General features: G+C 69.5%; 15 protein-coding genes, 2 pseudogenes and 1 riboswitch. Of the genes and pseudogenes, 3 read left to right on the top strand and 14 right to left on the bottom strand.

Annotated features, from left to right (window positions below):
- Positions 1–141: 141 nt before the first annotated feature.
- Positions 142–1,233 (bottom strand): 2'-deoxycytidine 5'-triphosphate deaminase, encoded by a 1,092-nt coding sequence (locus GGQ63_RS11945; RefSeq protein WP_183856067.1) that lies wholly within the window; start codon positions 1,231–1,233, stop codon positions 142–144.
- A gap of 117 nt (positions 1,234–1,350) precedes the next feature.
- Positions 1,351–1,429: riboswitch (SAM riboswitch) on the top strand.
- Between the two features lie 44 nt (positions 1,430–1,473).
- Between GGQ63_RS11945 and GGQ63_RS11940 the strand changes: the two genes are divergently transcribed.
- Positions 1,474–2,667, top strand: coding sequence for an O-succinylhomoserine sulfhydrylase (locus GGQ63_RS11940; protein ID WP_183856065.1), 1,194 nt, complete (start codon positions 1,474–1,476; stop codon positions 2,665–2,667).
- A 56-nt stretch (positions 2,668–2,723) separates the two neighbouring features.
- Positions 2,724–3,149 carry a Co2+/Mg2+ efflux protein ApaG gene (gene apaG, locus GGQ63_RS11935; RefSeq protein ID WP_183856063.1) on the top strand — a complete coding sequence of 142 codons (426 nt, stop codon included), beginning with the start codon at positions 2,724–2,726 and terminating at the stop codon, positions 3,147–3,149.
- A gap of 588 nt (positions 3,150–3,737) precedes the next feature.
- Here the strand turns inward: apaG and GGQ63_RS11930 are convergent.
- The 3 genes from GGQ63_RS11930 to GGQ63_RS11920 are packed head-to-tail and all read right to left on the bottom strand — an operon-like array spanning position 3,738 to position 6,845.
- Complete coding sequence (locus tag GGQ63_RS11930) at positions 3,738–4,736, bottom strand: Hsp33 family molecular chaperone (RefSeq protein ID WP_183856061.1); 999 nt, start codon at positions 4,734–4,736, stop codon at positions 3,738–3,740.
- Positions 4,733–5,647, bottom strand: a complete 915-nt coding sequence (argF, locus tag GGQ63_RS11925) for an ornithine carbamoyltransferase (RefSeq protein WP_183856059.1) — start codon at positions 5,645–5,647, stop codon at positions 4,733–4,735. Before argF ends, GGQ63_RS11930 begins: the two co-directional genes overlap by 4 nt.
- 7 nt (positions 5,648–5,654) lie before the next feature.
- Positions 5,655–6,845: an aspartate aminotransferase family protein gene (locus GGQ63_RS11920; protein ID WP_183856057.1), complete on the bottom strand. Its 1,191-nt coding sequence runs from the start codon at positions 6,843–6,845 to the stop codon at positions 5,655–5,657.
- Between the two features lie 394 nt (positions 6,846–7,239).
- Here GGQ63_RS11920 and GGQ63_RS11915 point away from each other — a divergent pair, with 394 nt between their 5' ends.
- Positions 7,240–7,776: a GcrA family cell cycle regulator gene (locus tag GGQ63_RS11915; protein WP_183856055.1), complete on the top strand. Its 537-nt coding sequence runs from the start codon at positions 7,240–7,242 to the stop codon at positions 7,774–7,776.
- Between the two features lie 186 nt (positions 7,777–7,962).
- Here GGQ63_RS11915 and GGQ63_RS11910 read toward each other — a convergent pair whose 3' ends face one another.
- From GGQ63_RS11910 to GGQ63_RS11870, 10 genes and pseudogenes are all read right to left on the bottom strand, one after another.
- Entirely contained in the window at positions 7,963–8,244 is a 282-nt protein-coding gene (locus GGQ63_RS11910) for a hypothetical protein (protein ID WP_210308475.1), read from the bottom strand.
- 35 nt (positions 8,245–8,279) lie between these two features.
- Positions 8,280–8,519, bottom strand: coding sequence for a hypothetical protein (locus tag GGQ63_RS11905; RefSeq protein ID WP_183856053.1), 240 nt, complete (start codon positions 8,517–8,519; stop codon positions 8,280–8,282).
- 316 nt (positions 8,520–8,835) lie between these two features.
- A complete protein-coding gene (locus GGQ63_RS11900) occupies positions 8,836–9,045 on the bottom strand; it encodes a cold-shock protein (RefSeq protein WP_183856051.1) in 210 nt (69 codons plus the stop codon).
- A gap of 1,200 nt (positions 9,046–10,245) precedes the next feature.
- Entirely contained in the window at positions 10,246–10,941 is a 696-nt protein-coding gene (phoB, locus tag GGQ63_RS11895) for a phosphate regulon transcriptional regulator PhoB (protein WP_183856049.1), read from the bottom strand.
- Between the two features lie 13 nt (positions 10,942–10,954).
- On the bottom strand, positions 10,955–11,668 hold the full coding sequence (gene phoU / locus GGQ63_RS11890) for a phosphate signaling complex protein PhoU (protein WP_183856046.1): 714 nt from the start codon (positions 11,666–11,668) through the stop codon (positions 10,955–10,957).
- A gap of 17 nt (positions 11,669–11,685) precedes the next feature.
- A complete protein-coding gene (pstB, locus tag GGQ63_RS11885; protein ID WP_183856044.1) occupies positions 11,686–12,507 on the bottom strand; it encodes a phosphate ABC transporter ATP-binding protein PstB in 822 nt (273 codons plus the stop codon).
- Positions 12,508–12,533: 26 nt separating this feature from the next.
- A pseudogene (pstA, locus tag GGQ63_RS22400) lies at positions 12,534–13,337 on the bottom strand (phosphate ABC transporter permease PstA); the annotation flags it as partial.
- Positions 13,338–13,871: 534 nt separating this feature from the next.
- Positions 13,872–14,363 (bottom strand): annotated as a pseudogene (locus tag GGQ63_RS22395) (DUF3333 domain-containing protein); the annotation flags it as partial.
- A complete protein-coding gene (pstC, locus tag GGQ63_RS11875) occupies positions 14,356–15,720 on the bottom strand; it encodes a phosphate ABC transporter permease subunit PstC (RefSeq protein ID WP_183856040.1) in 1,365 nt (454 codons plus the stop codon). The pseudogene GGQ63_RS22395 and the gene pstC, both read right to left, overlap by 8 nt.
- Before the next feature lie 135 nt (positions 15,721–15,855).
- Positions 15,856–16,908 carry a PstS family phosphate ABC transporter substrate-binding protein gene (locus tag GGQ63_RS11870; protein WP_183856196.1) on the bottom strand — a complete coding sequence of 351 codons (1,053 nt, stop codon included), beginning with the start codon at positions 16,906–16,908 and terminating at the stop codon, positions 15,856–15,858.
- Positions 16,909–16,912: the final 4 nt, after the last annotated feature.

The following is a 16,912-nucleotide window of genomic DNA, read 5'->3' as shown; positions in this document are numbered from 1 at the left end:
CGGAAATCCTGCTGCACTGCAACAGGCTCTATCCGCGGAGAATGTCAAGCGGAAGACGCGGTTCCGAAGCGTCGCCCACAGGCACGGTTAAATTTTAGGCAATGCGGGGAGCGCCCCCGGTCGACGGACGCCTGCGGACGGCTAGCGGAAGTGCTTCGAGAGCTTCAGCCCCTGCGCCTGATAGTTGGAGCCGAGGCCGGCGCCGTAGAGCACGGCCGGCGCCGCCGCCATCCGCTCATAGACCAGCCGGCCGACGATCTGGCCGTGTTCGAGGATGAACGGCACCTCGTGGCTGCGCACTTCGAGCACCGCCCGGCTGCCCGCCCCGCCCGCCGCGTCATGGCCGAAACCGGGATCGAAGAAGCCGGCGTAATGGACGCGGAACTCGCCGACCAGCGGGTCGAAGGCGACCATCTCCGCCGCGTGCGCCGGCGGCACGTGCACCGCCTCGCGCGAGACGAGGATGTAGAACTGGTCCGGATCGAGCACCAGCTCGGCCCGGCCGCGCGCCGCGATCGGCTCCCAGAAGTCGAGCATGTCATAGGCCGCCCGCCGGTCGAGATCGACGACGCCGGTGTGCCGCTTGGCGCGATAGCCGATCACGGCGCCTTCCGCCGCGCCGGCGAGGTCGATCGACAGGAGCAGCCCGCCGGCGATCTGCGGCGTGCCGTCGACGAGCCGGACGGCCGCGTGCAGCGCGGCGAGATCGGCGTCGGCGAGCCGCGTCTCGCCGCGGCGGAAACGGATCTGCGACAGCCGCGAGCCGGTGCGGGCGACGATCGGGAAGGTGCGCGGGCTCACTTCGAGATAGAGCGGGCCGCGATAGCCGGCGGGGATCGTGTCGAAGGATTGCGCCCGGTCGGTGATCACCCGGGTGAAGATGTCGAGCCGGCCGGTCGAGGATTTCGGATTGGCCGAGGCCTCGAGCGAGGCCGGCAGGGCAAGGCTCTCGAGCAGCGGCACGATATAGACGCAGCCGGTCTCGAGCACGGCACCGGCGGAAAGGTCGATCTCGTGCAGCGTCAGTTCGGCGAGCCGCTCGGCGACGCTCATCCGCGGCCCGGGCAGGAAGCTCGCCCGCACCCGGAAGGCGGAGGCGCCGAGCCGGAGATCGAGGCTCGCCGGCTGGATCTGGTCGGCGTCGAGCGGCCGTCCGGCCGCGATCGCCCCGTCGGCGAAGGCGGCGGCGATCTCCTCCGCGGGGAGAATGCCGAAACCCGTCTCGCCCGCCATGCCGCCGTCCTTTCGAGAATGCTCCGCTCCGCTTAGCGGAAGAGGGGGGCGCCGCCAAGAGAGCGAGACGCGGAGAGAGCGACGCGATTGACGCCGGGCCGGAAGCAGCCTATGGAATCCCGACTTCGTGGTCCTTTGAGCCGGCCGGCTTGCAGCCACGTTAAACAAATTGCTAAAAGGTCGGATGCGGTTTCCCGTGCCCGGCTTTTTGGCCGGGTTTTTTCGTCCGGGAACATGCCGATGTCCGACACCGCCGCGCCGCGCCGCCGCCGCCCCGCCACCGAGCTCGTCCATGGCGGCTCGCTCCGCTCGCAGTTCGGCGAGATGTCGGAGGCGCTCTTCCTGACCCAGGGCTTCGCCTATGCCGATGCCGAGGCCGCCGAGGCCCGCTTCAAGGGCGACGATCCCGGCTTCATCTATTCGCGCTTCTCCAATCCGACGGTGTGGATGTTCGAGGAGCGCATGCGCCTGCTCGAGGGCGCCGGCGCGGCCCGCGCGGTGGCGAGCGGCATGGCGGCGGTCACCGCGGCGATGCTCGCCATGCTGAAGGCGGGCGATCACGTCGTCGCGGCGAAGGCGCTGTTCTCCTCCTGCCGCTATGTCGTCGAGGAGTTGCTGCCGCGCTTCGGCGTCGCCTCGACGCTCGTCGACGGCACCGATCTCGACCAGTGGCGCGATGCGGTGCGGCCGGAGACGAAGGCCTTCTTCCTCGAAAGCCCGACCAACCCGACCCTCGAGGTGATCGACATCGAGGCCGTCGCGACGATCGCCCACGAGGCGGGCGCCCGGCTCGTCGTCGACAACGTCTTCGCGACGCCCCTGTGGCAGAAGCCGATCGCGCTCGGCGCCGATGTCGTGATCTATTCGGCGACCAAGCACATCGACGGGCAGGGCCGCTGTCTCGGCGGCGTGATCCTCGCCGACGAGACCTATGTGAACGACCATCTGCACAATTTCCTGCGCCAGACCGGGCCGTCGATGAGCCCGTTCAACGCCTGGGTGCTGCTGAAGGGGCTCGAGACGCTCGAGGTGCGCGTCCGCCGCCAGACCGAGACCGCCGCCCGGCTCGCCGACCAGATCGCCGCCCATCCGAAGGTCACCCGGCTGATCTATCCCGGCCGCGCCGACCATCCGCAGGCGAATATCGTCGCGCGCCAGATGCAGGGCGGCTCGAACCTCCTCGCCTTCGAGGTGGAGGGCGGCAAGGAGGCCGCCTACCGGGTCGCCGACGCGCTCGAGATCGTCAAGATTTCGAACAATCTCGGCGATGCGAAGAGCCTCGTCACCCATCCCTCCACGACGACCCATCAGCGGCTCACCGAGGAGGTGCGGCTCGGCTTCGGCATCACCCAGGGCATGCTGCGCCTGTCGGTCGGTCTCGAGGATCCGGAGGATCTCGCCGAGGACATCGCCGCCGCGCTCGATGCGGCGTGACGTCGCGTCGGTTCTGCCGATTGACGGCTCGCCGCGATCGGGCTTATGTCCCGACCATGGACAAGCAAGCGGAACGCTCCGAAGCGTCGGTCTACCGCGCCGTCACCCGGTCGATCCAGGTGACGGTCGAGCCGAGCTTCGTCGAGGACGAGTCCTCGCCGGGCGAGGGCCGCTATTTCTGGGCCTATACGGTCGAGATCGTCAATCTCGGCCTCGAGGCGGTCAAGCTGCGGTCCCGCTTCTGGCGGATCACCGACGGCCGCGGCCGGGTCGAGGAAGTCCGCGGCATCGGCGTGGTCGGCAAGGAGCCGCTGCTGAAGCCGGGCGAGAGCTTCGAATATACGAGCGGCTGCCCGCTCTCGACGCCGTCCGGCATCATGGTCGGCACCTATCAGATGCAGACCGAGAAGGGCGAGATGTTCTCGGTCGAGATCCCCGCCTTCTCCCTCGACATGCCCGACGCCACCCGCGTCCTGCACTGAGGAAAGAGCCCTCACCCCGGCCCTCTCCCCACTCGGCTCGGCAATTGCCGAGCGAGCGCGGAAAAGGCGAAGTCCGCAACAGCCGACTTCGCCGGCGGGAGAGGGCTTCCGGCCTTGGCGTCGCAGGGAGCGAAAGCGACCGAGACGCGTAGGCCGGAAGGGTGAGGGTGGCTCTCCTTCTTCAACCAAAGGAAGAGCCCTCACCCTGCCCTCTCCCGCGGGGCGGGAGAGGGTAACCCCCGGCGGCGCGCTCATCCGGTTCCGTTCGCCGGTGCGGCCCGCATGAGCCGCCGTTTCGGGCACGCGATGGCGGCCCCCCCTCTCCCGCTCGCGGGAGGGGGCTTCCGGCCTTGGCGTCGCAGGGAGCGCAAGCGACCGAGACGCGTAGGCCGGAAGGGTGAGGGTGGCTCTTCTCGCACAGCGAAGGAAGGAAAGGCCCTCACCCTGCCCTCTCCCACTCGGCTCGGCAGTTGCCGAGCCGAGCGCGGAAAAGACGAAGTCGGCAACAGCCGCCTTCGCCGGCGGGAGAGGGGGTCCCCGAGCCTTGCTCTCGTCGGCCACCGTTCCGCACAGCCGGCGCCGCCGGGCTCACCCCGCCGCGCGGAACTCCGCCGGGTCGAAGCCGTAGCGCGTGCCGCAGAACTCGCAGGTGACGGTGATCGCGCCGTCCTCGATCGACTCCTCGATCTCCTCGGCCGTGAAGCTGCGCAGGACCCCCGCGATCCGCTCGCGCGAGCAGGAGCACTGGTCGCGCACCGGGGTCGGATCGTAGACGCGCACGCCGCGCTCGTGGAAGAGCCGGTAGAGCAGCCGCTCGACCGGCACGTCCGGATCGATCAGTTCGTGGTCCTCGATCGTGCCGACCAGCGACTGCGCCTCGACCCAGGCGTCGTCCTCGTCGCCCCCGGGCATTTCGACGCCTTCCGGCGCGTCGCCGCCGGAAATGTCGCGATGCGCGATCCGCTCCGGCGCGTCGGGCAGGAACTGCACGAGCAGGCCGCCCGCCCGCCAGCCGTGCCGCGCCGCGCCCGTCTCGCCGCGCGTGTAGAGTTCGGCGACGGCGAGGCGGACGAGGGTCGGGATCTGCTCCGACTGCGCGAAATAGGCGTGCGCGACGTCTTCGAGCGTGCCGCCCTCGAGCGCAACGATGCCCTGATAGCGGCTGGTGTGCGGCCCCTGGTCGATCGTCATGGCGAGGATGCCGGTGCCGAGCAGCGCCGAGGGGTCGGCGCCAGCCGCCATCGCGGCGACGCGCGCCTTGTCGAAGCGGGCATAGGCGCGCAGATCGCCCGGCGTGCGGAAATCGACGACCAGCATGTCGACCGGCCCGTCGGTCTGCGTCTGCAGCAGGAACTGCCCCTCGAATTTCAGCGAGGAGCCGAGCAGCACCGTGAGCACGATCGCCTCGGCGAGCAGCTTCGACACCGCCGGCGGGTAATCGTGCCGGGCGAGCATCGCGTCGATCGCCGGGCCCATCTGCACGGTGCGGCCGCGCAGGTCGAGCGCGTCGACCTGGAAGGGAACGACCGCGTCGTCCCCCGCCAGATGCACGCCATAGCTCTCGCTCGGTTCGAGCCGTTCGCTCATTCCGCCCCCAGGCACCAGGCGAGCACGCCCTTCTGCGCGTGCAGCCGGTTCTCGGCCTCGTCGAACACCACCGATTGCGGCCCGTCGATCACCTCGGCGGTGACCTCCTCGCCGCGATGAGCGGGCAGGCAATGCATGAAGACCGCGTCCTTCGCGGCCCGCGCCATGATCCGCCCCGTCACCTGATAGGGCTTGAGCAGATTGTGGCGGCGTTCCGCCTCGCTGTCGCCCATCGACACCCAGGTGTCGGTGACGACCGCGTCGACGCCCTCGACCGCCTCCTCGGCATTCTCCCCGACGAACACCCCGGCATGCTCCCGCCGCGCCCATTCGATCAGCGCGTGCGAGGGGGCGAGTTCGGGCGGCGCGGCGATGCGCAGCCGGAAGTCGAAGCGCGCCGCGGCATGGACCCACGAGGCGAGCACATTGTTCGCGTCGCCGAGCCAGGCCACCGTCTTGCCGGCGATCGGCCCGCGATGCTCCTCGAAGGTCATGATGTCCGCCATGATCTGGCAGGGATGCGAGCGCCGCGTCAGGCCGTTGATCACCGGCACGGTGGCGTGCCGGGCGAGCTCGACGAGCGCGGCGTGGTCGAGCATGCGGATCATGATCGCATCGACATAGCGCGACATCACCCGCGCCGTGTCGGCGATCGTCTCGCCGCGGCCGAGCTGCATCTCGGCGCCGGTCAGCATCAGCGTCTGGCCGCCGAGCTGGCGCACGCCGACGTCGAAGGAGACGCGCGTGCGCGTCGACGGCTGTTCGAAGATCAGCGCGACGACCTTGCCGGCGAGCGGGCCGACGCCGTCGCGCGCGCCGTCGACGGTCGCCTTGAGCGAGCGGGCGGTGTCGGCGATCCCCCGCAGCGTGGCGGAATCGAGATCGGCGATGTCGAGGAAATGCCGCGGCATGATCGCCTCACGCCGCCGCTGCGCTGTGATCGAGCGCGGTCGCGGCCGTCTCGAGCCGCTCGATCGCAGCGTCGACCTCGGCCTTGCGGCAGATCAGCGGCGGCAGCAGCCGGACGACATTGTCGCCGGCCGCGGCGACGAGCATGTGCGCATCGCGCAGCGCCCTGACGACGTCGCCCGCCGGCGCGACGCAGTGCAGGCCGAGGAGGAAGCCCTCGCCGCGCACGCCGTCGAAGACCTCCGGATGGCTCGCCACCACCTCGCCGAGCCGCTGGCCGAAATAGCCCGCCGTCTCGCGCACGCCCTCGAGAAAGCCCGGCGCGAGCACCACGTCGAGCACGGCGTTGCCGACCGCCATGGCGAGCGGATTGCCGCCGAAGGTCGAGCCGTGCGTGCCGGGCGTCATGCCCTTCGCCGCATCCGCGGTGGCGAGGCAGGCGCCGACCGGAAAGCCGCCGCCGAGCCCCTTCGCCGAGGAGAGGATGTCGGGCGCGACGCCCGTCGCCTGATAGGCGAAGAGATGGCCGGTGCGGCCGATGCCGGTCTGCACCTCGTCGAAGATCAGGAGCAGGCCGTTCTGGTCGCAGAGTTCGCGCAAGGCCTTGAGGAAGCCGGCCGGCGCGACGCGCACGCCGCCCTCGCCCTGGATCGGCTCGACCATGATCGCCGCCGTCTCCGGCCCGATCGCCGCCTTCGCAGCGGCGAGATCGCCGAACGGCACCTGGTCGAAGCCCTCGGCCTTGGCGCCGAAGCCCTCGAGATATTTCTGCTGGCCGCCGGCGGCGAGCGTCGCGAGGGTCCGGCCATGGAAGGCGCCCTCGAAGGTCAGGATGCGGGTGCGCTCCGGCCGGCCCTCGACGAAATGCCAGCGCCGCGCCGTCTTGATCGCGCATTCGTTCGCCTCGGCGCCCGAATTGGCGAAGAACACCTTGTCGGCGAAGGTCGCGGCGACGAGCCGGTCGGCGAAACGCTCCTGTTCCGGCACGCGGAAGAGGTTGGAGGTGTGCCACACCTTGCCGGCCTGCTCGGTCAGCGCCGCGACGAGCGCCGGATGGGCATGACCGAGCGCGTTCACCGCGACGCCCGAGGAGAAATCGAGATAGCGCTCGCCGCCTCGGGCGACCAGCCACGCTCCCTCGCCGCGCTCGAATTCGAGCGGCGCCCGCGCAAAGGTGTCGTAGAGGGCCGAGCTGGACATGACGACGTCCCGACTGTTTCGTGGCACCAAAATCAAAAGGTGCCGCCCGGGGTCGACCCCTCGAACAGGCACCTTTGCGTTGCCCTTATATCACGGTGGGGGCGTTTTCTGTCAACGCGGGCGGCGGCGGCGCCGAATCGTCGCCGGCTAAGACTCTGACGCGACTCAAGAACTGCCGACGGGGCGCGGGAGTTGGGGAAAACCGAATCGGATTTCCTCCGACTCTTGTCACCGAGTCAACGCATATAGTATCTTAACGCTCGTTAAGATACGAAATATCGAGCAACGGCCCCTCCCGATCCGTTATGGCGTACTGGCTGTCCCTCCTCCCGGGGCACAGCGAGCGATGAAGGATTCGGGCGTTTCCGCTGCTCCGACCGACAAGGACCCCGGCATGACTTGGACGGACGAGAGGGTTGAGTTGCTCAAGCGCCTCTGGGGGGAGGGGCTGAGCGCGAGTCAGATCGCGAACGAACTCGGAGGCATCACGCGGAACGCCGTGATCGGCAAGGTTCATCGGCTTTCGCTGTCGGGCCGCGCCCGGCCGGCCGCGGCCGCGCCGGCCCGGCCGCGCAAGGCGACCGCCGGGGCCCGTCCGGCGACCAATGCGCGGCCCGCGGCGCCCGCCGCACCGCCGCCGCGCCCGGCGATCGCCGGCAATACGGCGATCAAGCTCGCCCCGGCCGCCGTGCCGGAACCGCGCCGCGAAACGCGCGGCAATGGCGAGGTGGTGGTGCCGATCAGCCTGCGCGCCTCGCTGATGACGCTCACCGAGCAGACCTGCAAATGGCCGATCGGCGACCCGGGCGGCGACGATTTCCACTTCTGCGGCAATCGCTCGAAGGTCGGCGTGCCGTACTGCGAATATCACAGCCGGATCGCCTATCAGCCGGTCCAGGAGCGCCGCCGCGAGCGTCGCGCCGCGGTCTGATCCGCGGCGAGGGACGGCACGTGCCGCCCCTCGCCCCATACGAAAAGGCCGGCGACGGAGGTCACCGGCCGGATCGTGGCGGGACGAAAAGGCGGAACGGCGGGACGCCCCCGCGGCCGGGCGGCCGCTCCGCGTCGTCCGGCGCCATGGGCGGGCGCGCCGGACCGCTCGGCCCGGCCGCCGGACTCAGACCTTCGCGAGGCTCTTCGCCGCCGCGGCCTTGGCCGGCCTCGCGCCCTTTGCCGGGCTCTTCGCCTTCGCCCGCTTGGCGACCGGCGGGGCGGCGGCCGAGGCCTCCTCCGCCTGGCTGACGCGCAGCGCCCTGAGCGCCGAGATGCGGTCCTGGGTGCGGCGCACTTCGGCATTGTAGATCGCGGCGTTGGTCGCGCCTTCGGCGGCCTGGCGGGCGGCCCGCTCCTTGCGGGCGATCGTCACCGCCGCGGGTTGCCTGCCGGATCTCTCGGTCATGGTCGGCTCCTTCGTCGGGGTGGAGGGGAAGAGCGTTACGAGAAGTGCCCGAAGGCGCTGAACGCATCGGTGCGCGGCGCCACGAGGCGGCGCAGCGCACTGCCGGGCACCATGCGTTCGCGCTGGTCGCGCACATTGCGGACGCGATAGACCGCCTCGCCGTGCTCGACCGGATAGCTGCGCACGACGGTGAACTGGTCGCCGATGGCGATGTCGCCCATCGAGCGCGTGGTGATGCTGACGAGATCACCGCTCGAAAACTCGATCTTGATCATTGGCTTCTCCTTGCGGCGCTGCGACAGGGGCTCATCCGGAGGCGCAGCGGCCATCGAACGGATGCGCAATGAGCCGGATCGCGGCGCCGGTCGCCTTCGGCGGAGCCGGCGCGCGCCGAAGCCCGGAATCCGGCGGGTGCCGGTACGCGCGATGTCGGTATGCATTGGTCACGGCGCGAAGCCCTCGCGGGCGTGCCGGAACCGGGCGCACGGCCCGGGGAAACGGCCCGCCGGGGCGGCGATGGCCGTGAAGGCCGAGCCCGGCGACCGGGCTCGACCGATGTCTCGCGGCTCCCGCTTGCGGGAGCGGGGCGCCTCAGACGGCGCGCAGGTTGTCGGCGGCGCTCTTGCCGGAGCGGCGGTCGGTCACGACCTCGAAGCCGATCTTCTGGCCCTCGACGAGCGGACCCATGCCGGCGCGCTCGAGCGCGGTCGCATGGACGAACACGTCCGAGCCGCCATCATCCGGCTGGATGAAACCGAAACCCTTGGTGGTGTTGAAAAACTTGACTGTTCCGACGGTCATGACGATTTCCTTTCAATCGTTCCACGGTAATCCCATGCCCGCCGACGACCGACGGACACGATGCGAAGTCGATTTTGAGGAATTTCGCCGTCATGAGGGAGTTGCAACTCCGCAAGACAGCAGGCTTCGAGCAAGATCGATTTCAGTAATATAGGCGCAATGCCGCCTTTCGGCAAGGCGCGGACTTCCAACAATTCGCCGACCCCCGCTCTCCCCTCCGCGCCAGAGGCTTGCGGCGGGGTCGTCACAGGGCCGCCCCCTCTCCCGCGGGGGGAGAGGTGACCCCCGCATTGCCTTTATCCTTTCGACGTGTCCCGGCACCGCCGGCGCCGCCTCCGGCCTCGGCTTCGCAGGGAGCGCGAGCGACCGAGACGGTTGGGAGGGAAGGGTGCGGGTGGGTTCCTCCTGATCGGTGAAGGGAAGAGCCCTCACCCAACCTCTCCCCACTCGGCCCGGCTGTTGCCGAGCCGAGCGCATAAAGGGCGAAGTCGGCAACAGCCGACTTCGCCGGCGGGAGAGGGGTTCGCCGCGCGTGCGGGAGAGGCGATCTGAGCTGCCGGTCGGGAAGCCCTCTCCCGCTCCGCGGGAGAGGGCTTCCGGCCTTGGCGTCGCAGGGAGCGCGAGCGACCGAGACGCTTAGGACGGAAGGGTGAGGGTGGGTTCCTCCTGATCGGTGAAGGGAAGAGCCCTCACCCTGCCCTCTCCCGCGGCGCGGGAGAGGGGAACCCGGCCGACGCTCTCATCCATGTCCACTCGGCCCATCGTCTGCCGCCATTTCCGCGCAGCCGGTTCCGCCCCCCTCTCCCGCTCCGCGGGAGAGGGCTTCCGGCCTTGGCGTCGCAGGGAGCGCAAGCGACCGAGACGGTTAGGCCGGAAGGGTGAGGGTGGGTTCCTCCTGATCGGTGAAGGGAAGAGCCCTCACCCAACCTCTCCCGCGGCGCGGGAGAGGGGAACCCGGCCGACGCTCTCAGCCGTGTCCACTCGGCCCATCGTCGGCCGCCATTCCGAACAGCCGGCGCCGCCCCCCTCTCCCGCTCCGCGGGAGAGGGCTTCCGGCCTTGGCGTCGCAGGGAGCGCAAGCGACCGAGACGCTTAGGACGGAAGGGTGAGGGTGGGTTCCTCCTGATCGGTGAAGGGAAGAGCCCTCACCCTGCCCTCTCCCGCGGAGCGGGAGGGGGGAGACCCGGCCGCAAGCTGTGATTAGGCGGCGAACTGGTCGTCGAAGGCGTAGCCGGCACCCCGCACCGTGCGGATCGGGTCGCGCGCGCGACCGCGGTTCACCGCCTTGCGCAGCCGGCCGATATGGACGTCGACCGTCCGCTCGTCGACATAGACGTCGCGGCCCCAGACGCCGTCGAGCAATTGCTCGCGGCTGAACACCCGGCCGGGGCTGCGCATCAGGAATTCGAGCAGGCGGAACTCCGTCGGCCCGAGATGCAGTTCCCGGCCGCCGCGCCGCACCCGGTGCGTCTCGCGGTCGAGCTCGATGTCGCCGGCCCGCAGAAGCGTCGCGATCACCTCGGGCCGCGTCCGGCGCAGGATGGCGCGCAGGCGGGCGAGCAGCTCGGGCACGGAGAACGGCTTGACGACATAGTCGTCGGCGCCCGTCGCGAGGCCGCGGATCTTCTCCTGCTCCTCGCCGCGCGCCGTCAGCATGACGATCGGCAGGCCGCGCGTGGCGTCGCGCGCGCGCAGCCGCCGGCACAGCTCGATCCCGGAGATCCCCGGCAGCATCCAGTCGAGAAGCAGGAGATCGGGAACCGTCTCCTGCAGCCGCGTCTCGGCGTCGTCGCCGCGTTCCACCGTCTCGACGCTGTAGCCCTCGGCCTCGAGATTGTAGCGCAGCAGGAGGGAGAGCGCCTCCTCGTCCTCGACGATCATCACACGGGGCGACATCGGCGGCCTCCCGTCAGCCCTCGAACGCGACGGTCGTCGTGCTCGAGGCGTCCTGCTTCACCCGCTCGTCGAGCTGCAATTCGCCGGTCACCACATAGTGCACCGTCTCGGCAATGTTCGTCGCGTGGTCGCCGATCCGCTCGATGTTCTTCGCGCAGAACAGGAGATGCGCGCAGAAGCCGATATTGCGCGGATCTTCCATCATATAGGTGAGCAGTTCGCGGAACAGCGAGGTATACATCGCGTCCACCTCGCCATCGCGATCGCGGACTTCCGTCGCCTGTTCGAGATCGCGCGTCGCATAGGCGTCGAGCACGTTCTTCAACTGGGCGAGCGAGAGCTCGGCGATGTGCTCGACGCCGCGCAGCAGCTTCGGCGACTGGAACTGTCCCTCGAGCGCGATCACCCGCTTGGCGATGTTCTTCGCAAGGTCGCCGACCCGCTCGAGATCGTTCGAAATGCGGATCGCACCGACGATCTCGCGCAGATCCATCGCCATCGGCTGGCGCCGCGCGATGGTGAGGATCGCCATTTCCTCCGCCTCGTGCTGCAGCAGGTCGAGGCGGCGGTCGTCGTCGATCACCGAGCGCGCGAGCGTGGTGTCGAGCCGGGTCAGCGCGGTCATCGCATGGTCGACCTGGCGCTCGGCGAGCCCGCCCATTTCGGCGATGCGGCGGGCGAGGTCCTTCAGTTCCTCGTCGAAACGGGAGACGATATGTTCGGACATCGGGCGTTCTCCGCGGGTCAGCCGAAGCGCCCGGTGATGTAGTCCTGGGTGCGCTTGTCGCGCGGCGTCGTGAAGATCTGGTCGGTCGGGCCGGTCTCGACGAGAATGCCGAGATGGAAGAAGGCGGTGTTCTGCGAGACGCGGGCCGCCTGCTGCATCGAATGCGTGACGATGATGATGGTGAAGTTCTGCCGCAGCTCGTCGATCAGTTCTTCGACGCGCGCCGTGGCGATCGGATCGAGCGCCGAACAGGGCTCGTCCATCAGGATCACCTCGGGACTGACGGCGATCGCCCGGGCGATGCAGAGGCGCTGCTGCTGGCCGCCGGAGAGCCCCGTTCCGGCCTCGTTGAGCCGGTCCTTGACCTCGTTCCACAACCCGGCCCGCTGCAGGCTCGCGGTGACGATCTCCTCGAGATCCGTCTTCGAGCGGGCGAGGCCGTGGATGCGCGGGCCGTAGGCGACGTTCTCGAAGATCGATTTCGGGAACGGGTTCGGCTTCTGGAACACCATGCCGACCCGGGCGCGCAGCTGCACCACGTCGAGCTTGGGATCGTAGATGTGCTGGTCGTCGATCAGGATGTCGCCGGTCACCCGGGCGATCGAGATCGTGTCGTTCATCCGGTTGATGCAGCGCAGAAAGGTCGACTTGCCGCAGCCCGAAGGGCCGATGAAGGCCATCACCGCCTTCTCCGGAATGTCGATCGTCACGTCGTGCAGGGCGTGCTTGTCGCCGTAATAGACGTTGACGTCCTTGGCGACGACCTTCGGGTGAAGGCTGTGCGGCGTGCTTTCGGCAGCGCGCGCGCTGGTCTTGGGCGTCTGGACGAGGCTGTTCATACCGTTCACTCCGTGGCCGTCCCGGCCTACCAGCGGCGCTCGAAGCGCTTGCGCAGCAGGATGGCGATGCCGTTCATCAGGAAGAGGAAGAGCAAGAGCACGATGATCGCCGCCGAGGTCTTCGCCTGGAAACCGATCTCGGGCAGATCGGACCACAGGAAGATCTGCACCGGCAGCACGGTCGCGGCCTGGGTGACGCCGGTCGGCACATCGACGATGAAGGCGACCATGCCGATCAGGAGGAGCGGGGCGGTCTCGCCGAGCGCGTGCGCCATGCCGATGATCGTGCCGGTCAGGACGCCGGGCATGGCGAGCGGCAGGACGTGGTGGAACACCGCCTGCTGGTGGGAGGCGCCGACGCCGAGCGCACCCTCGCGGATCGAAGGCGGCACCGCCTTCAGCGCGGCGCGGCTCGCAATGATGATGGTCGGCATGACGAGCAGCGCCAGCACGCAGCCGCCGACGAGAGGCGCCGAGCGCGGCATGCCGAAGAAGTTGAGGAAGACGGCGAGGCCGAGCAGGCCGAAGACGATCGAGGGCACCGCCGCGAGATTGTTGATGTTGACCTCGATGATCTCGGTCCAGCGGTTCTTCGGCGCGAACTCCTCGAGATAGATCGCCGCGGCGACGCCGACCGGCAGACAGATGGCGAGGGTCACCAGCATGGTGAGCGCCGAGCCGACCAGTGCGCCGAGAATGCCGGCGAGCTCGGCCTCGCGGCTGTCGCCCGAGGTGAGGAACATCCAGTTGAGCCGCTGCGAGACGAGGCCGCGCGCTTCGAGACCGCGCAGCCAGGTGACCTCCTGGTCGGAGAGCTTGCGGGCGGCCTCCGGACGGTCGTAGCGCAGCACCTCCCAGGTGCCCGGCGCGGCGTCGGCGGCCGACTGCAGCGGCACGAGCGTCTCGCCGACGATGCGGTCATTGTGCACCTCGGTCGCCTTGACGACGCCGCCATTGATGGCGACGAGCACGCTCGGCACCTGGGCGTCGATCACTTCGGACGTGCCGGCGCCCTGCGCGCGCTGCTGCAGATCGGCGATCTGCGCGTCCAGTCCGGCGATCGTGCCGTCGAGGCTCGTCCGGTCGGAGTCGAGCTTCGCCGCGATCCCGGCGAGACCGGCATCGTCCGGCACCGCCGCGGCCGCCTGCCGGGCGCTTTCGAGCGCCGGCTGGAGCGTCGCGAGGCGCTCGGCGAAATCCTCGCGCTGCCGGGTGAGCTCGCGCGCCCGCCCCGCGAGGGCGTTCTTGATCGCCACCAGTTCGTTGGCGAAATCGTTGGCGGCCGAGAAGACGGTGACGGTGCCCGAAACGCCGCTCGGCGTGCCGATGCCGTTGGTCCGCTCCGTCGTCACCTCGGTGACGTAGCCCTTGTAGAACAGGTCGGCGTCGTCAGACAGCAGCGCCGGCACCGTCAGCGTGCTGCCGAGCGCCGCCGGATCGGCGGTCAGCGCCCGCCGGAGGCCCATGCCGGCATCCGAGCTCAGCAGGCCGTAGAGCTGCGAGCGGAGCCGCCGCTGGTCGCGCACCTCGGGATAGTAGCCGAGGAGGGTCTGGCGGATCGGCGCGACGAAATTCGCCCCGGCGAGCGCCGCCGCGTCGGCCGCCGGCGCCACGTCGAGCGCCTCGGGGCTCGCCTCGACCGGCAGCACCAGTTCGCTCACCGTGAAGGCCGGCAGTGCCTTCGAGACGATGTCGGCGACCAGCACCACCACGGCGAGGGCGGCGAAGAGGATGGCTCCGAGCCCGTAGGCGCGGAACCGGGCTTCGGTCCGGTAGCGCCGGCGCACCAGGGCGCGGGCGGCTTCCTCGGAGGGGCGCGCCACGGTGCGGGCGCCGGGAAGGACGACGTCAGTCATACTGCTCCCGATATCTCTTGACGATCCGAAGCGCGACGACGTTCAGGATCAGCGTGAAGAAGAAGAGGACGAAGCCGAGCGCGAAGGCGGAGAGCGTCTTGGCGCTGTCGAATTCCTGGTCGCCGACGAGCAGGGTCTTGATCTGCACCGTCACCGTCGTCACCGCCTCGAGCGGATTGAAGGTCAGGTTGGCGGTGAGGCCGGCGGCCATCACGACGATCATCGTCTCGCCGACGGCGCGGCTGACGGCGAGCATCATCGCCGAGACGATGCCCGGCAGCGCCGCGGGCAGCACGACCTTCTTGATGGTCTCGGATTTCGTCGCGCCCATTCCGTACGACCCGTCGCGCAGCGATTGCGGCACGGCGTTGATGACGTCGTCGGAGAGCGAGGAGACGAAGGGGATGATCATGATGCCCATGACGACACCGGCCGCGAGCGCACTCTCCGAGGCGACGTCGAGGCCGAGCGTCAGGCCGAGCGAGCGGATCGCCGGGGCGACGGTGAGCGCGGCGAAGAAGCCGAACACGACGGTCGGCACGCCGGCGAGGATCTCGAGCACCGGCTTGGCGATGCCGCGCAGCCGCGGCGAGGCGTATTCCGCCATGTAGATGGCCGAGAACAGGCCGACCGGTGCCGCGATCAGCATCGCGATCAGCATGATCAGCGTCGTGCCGACGAAGAGCGGCACCGCGCCGAACGCGCCCGACTGGCCGACCTGATCCTCGCGGATCGCCGTCTGCGGGCTCCATTGCAGCCCGGTCAGGAAGTCGAGCCAGGAATATTTGGTGAAGAAGCGCAGCGTCTCGAACAGCACCGAGAAGACGATGCCGACCGTCGTCAGGATCGCGACGAGGGCGCAGGCGATCAGCACGCCGATCACCACCCGTTCGAAGCCGTTGCGGGCGCGGAAATGCGGTCCGACCTTGCGCACCATCCAGGCCGCGCCGAGCCCGCCGAGGCCGATCCCGACGATGAGCAGGGCCCAGTCGGCCATGGCCTGCGCCGCGCGGTAGCGCTCGGCGGCGGCGAGCGTCTCGGGCGTCGCGCCGGCCGGGTTGGCGACCGCATTGGCGATCTCGCGCATGCGTGTCGCCCGGGCGAGCGCATCGTCGCCGAGCGGATCGCCCGGCAGCGCGGCGATCGCCTGCGACTGCACGAAGCTCGGCGCGGTGGCGCCATAGACGGCGAGCACGAGCATCATCGGCAGCACGACGGCGGAAGCCGCGAGCAGGCCGTGATAGGTCGGCAGCGAATGCAGCCGCCCGGAAGCGCCGAGCGCTCCGGCCCGGCCGCGGGCGGCCAGGAAGGCGGCGACCGTCAGAACCGCGAGAGCGACCAGATAGAAGCTTGTCATCTCAGCCCCGATACGGCGGACGCCTCTCGCGCCGCGCGCTGGCCCGCGCCAGCCGAACTGTCGACACCGGAAACCGTCGACGCGGGAATACCGGAAGAGGAGCCGCGGCGCGCGCCGCGGCTCCGGGTCGGTCGATCAGGACGCCGGGGCGTCGATCGTGGTCAGGTTCTTCGCGGCGTCCTCGGCCTTCTTCGCCTCGTCGGCCGGCAGCGGCACGAGACCCTTGGCGGAGAGGTAGCCGTCCTCGCCCATCGCCTTGTCCGAGGCGTACTCGCCGAGGAACTCCTGCAGGCCCGGAACGACGCCGACATGCTGCTTCTTGAAGTAGATGAACAGCGGACGCGCCACCGTGTACTTGCCCGACGCGATCGTCTCGAAGTCCGGCACGACGCCGTTGATCTCGGCGCCCTTGATCTTCGCGGCGTTCTCTTCGAGGAAGGAGTAGCCGAAGATGCCGACGGCCTGCGGATTGGCCTCGAGCTTCTGGACGATCAGGTTGTCGTTCTCGCCGGCGTCGATATAGGCGCCGTCCTCACGGATCGACTTCCAGACCACCTCGAACGCCTTGGCGTCGGACTTCTTGAGCGCCTTCAGCGTGTCGAAGCTCTCGGCGCCCTTCTCCATCACCAGTTCGAGGAAGGAATCGCGCGTGCCGGAGGTCGGCGGCGGGCCGAGCACTTCGATCTTCTCGGCCGGCAGCGAGGCGTCGATGTCGTTCCAGTTGACATAGGGGTTGGCGACCAGCTTGCCGTCCGGACCGGGAACCTGCTTGGCGAGGGCGAGGAAGAGCTGCGCCTTGGTCAGCTTGAGGTCGGGGCCGGCCTTGGCGTTGGCGACCGTCAGGCCGTCGAAGCCGACCTTCAGCTCGACGATACCGTTGACGCCGTTCTTGGCGCAGTCCTCGAACTCGCTCTTCTTGATGGCGCGCGAGGCGTTCGAGGCATCGGGGAAGTCGACGCCGACGCCGCCGCAGAACAGCTTGAAGCCGCCGCCCGTGCCGGTCGACTCGACGACCGGGGTCTTGAACTGGCCACCCTTGCCGAACTGCTCGGCGACGGCGGTGGTGAACGGATAGACGGTCGACGAGCCGACGATGCGGATCGTGTCGCGGGACTGGGCGGAGGCGGTCGCGGCGAAGGCGGCGGTCGCGAGCGCGGCCACGGCGACGCCCGAAAGAATCTTGGAAATCACG

It is taken from the genome of Prosthecomicrobium pneumaticum (genome assembly GCF_014199915.1).
Lineage (GTDB): Bacteria > Pseudomonadota > Alphaproteobacteria > Rhizobiales > Kaistiaceae > Prosthecomicrobium > Prosthecomicrobium pneumaticum.
The sequence above is the reverse complement of the archived record's forward strand: the minus strand, read 5'-3'. Positions and strand labels throughout refer to the sequence as shown.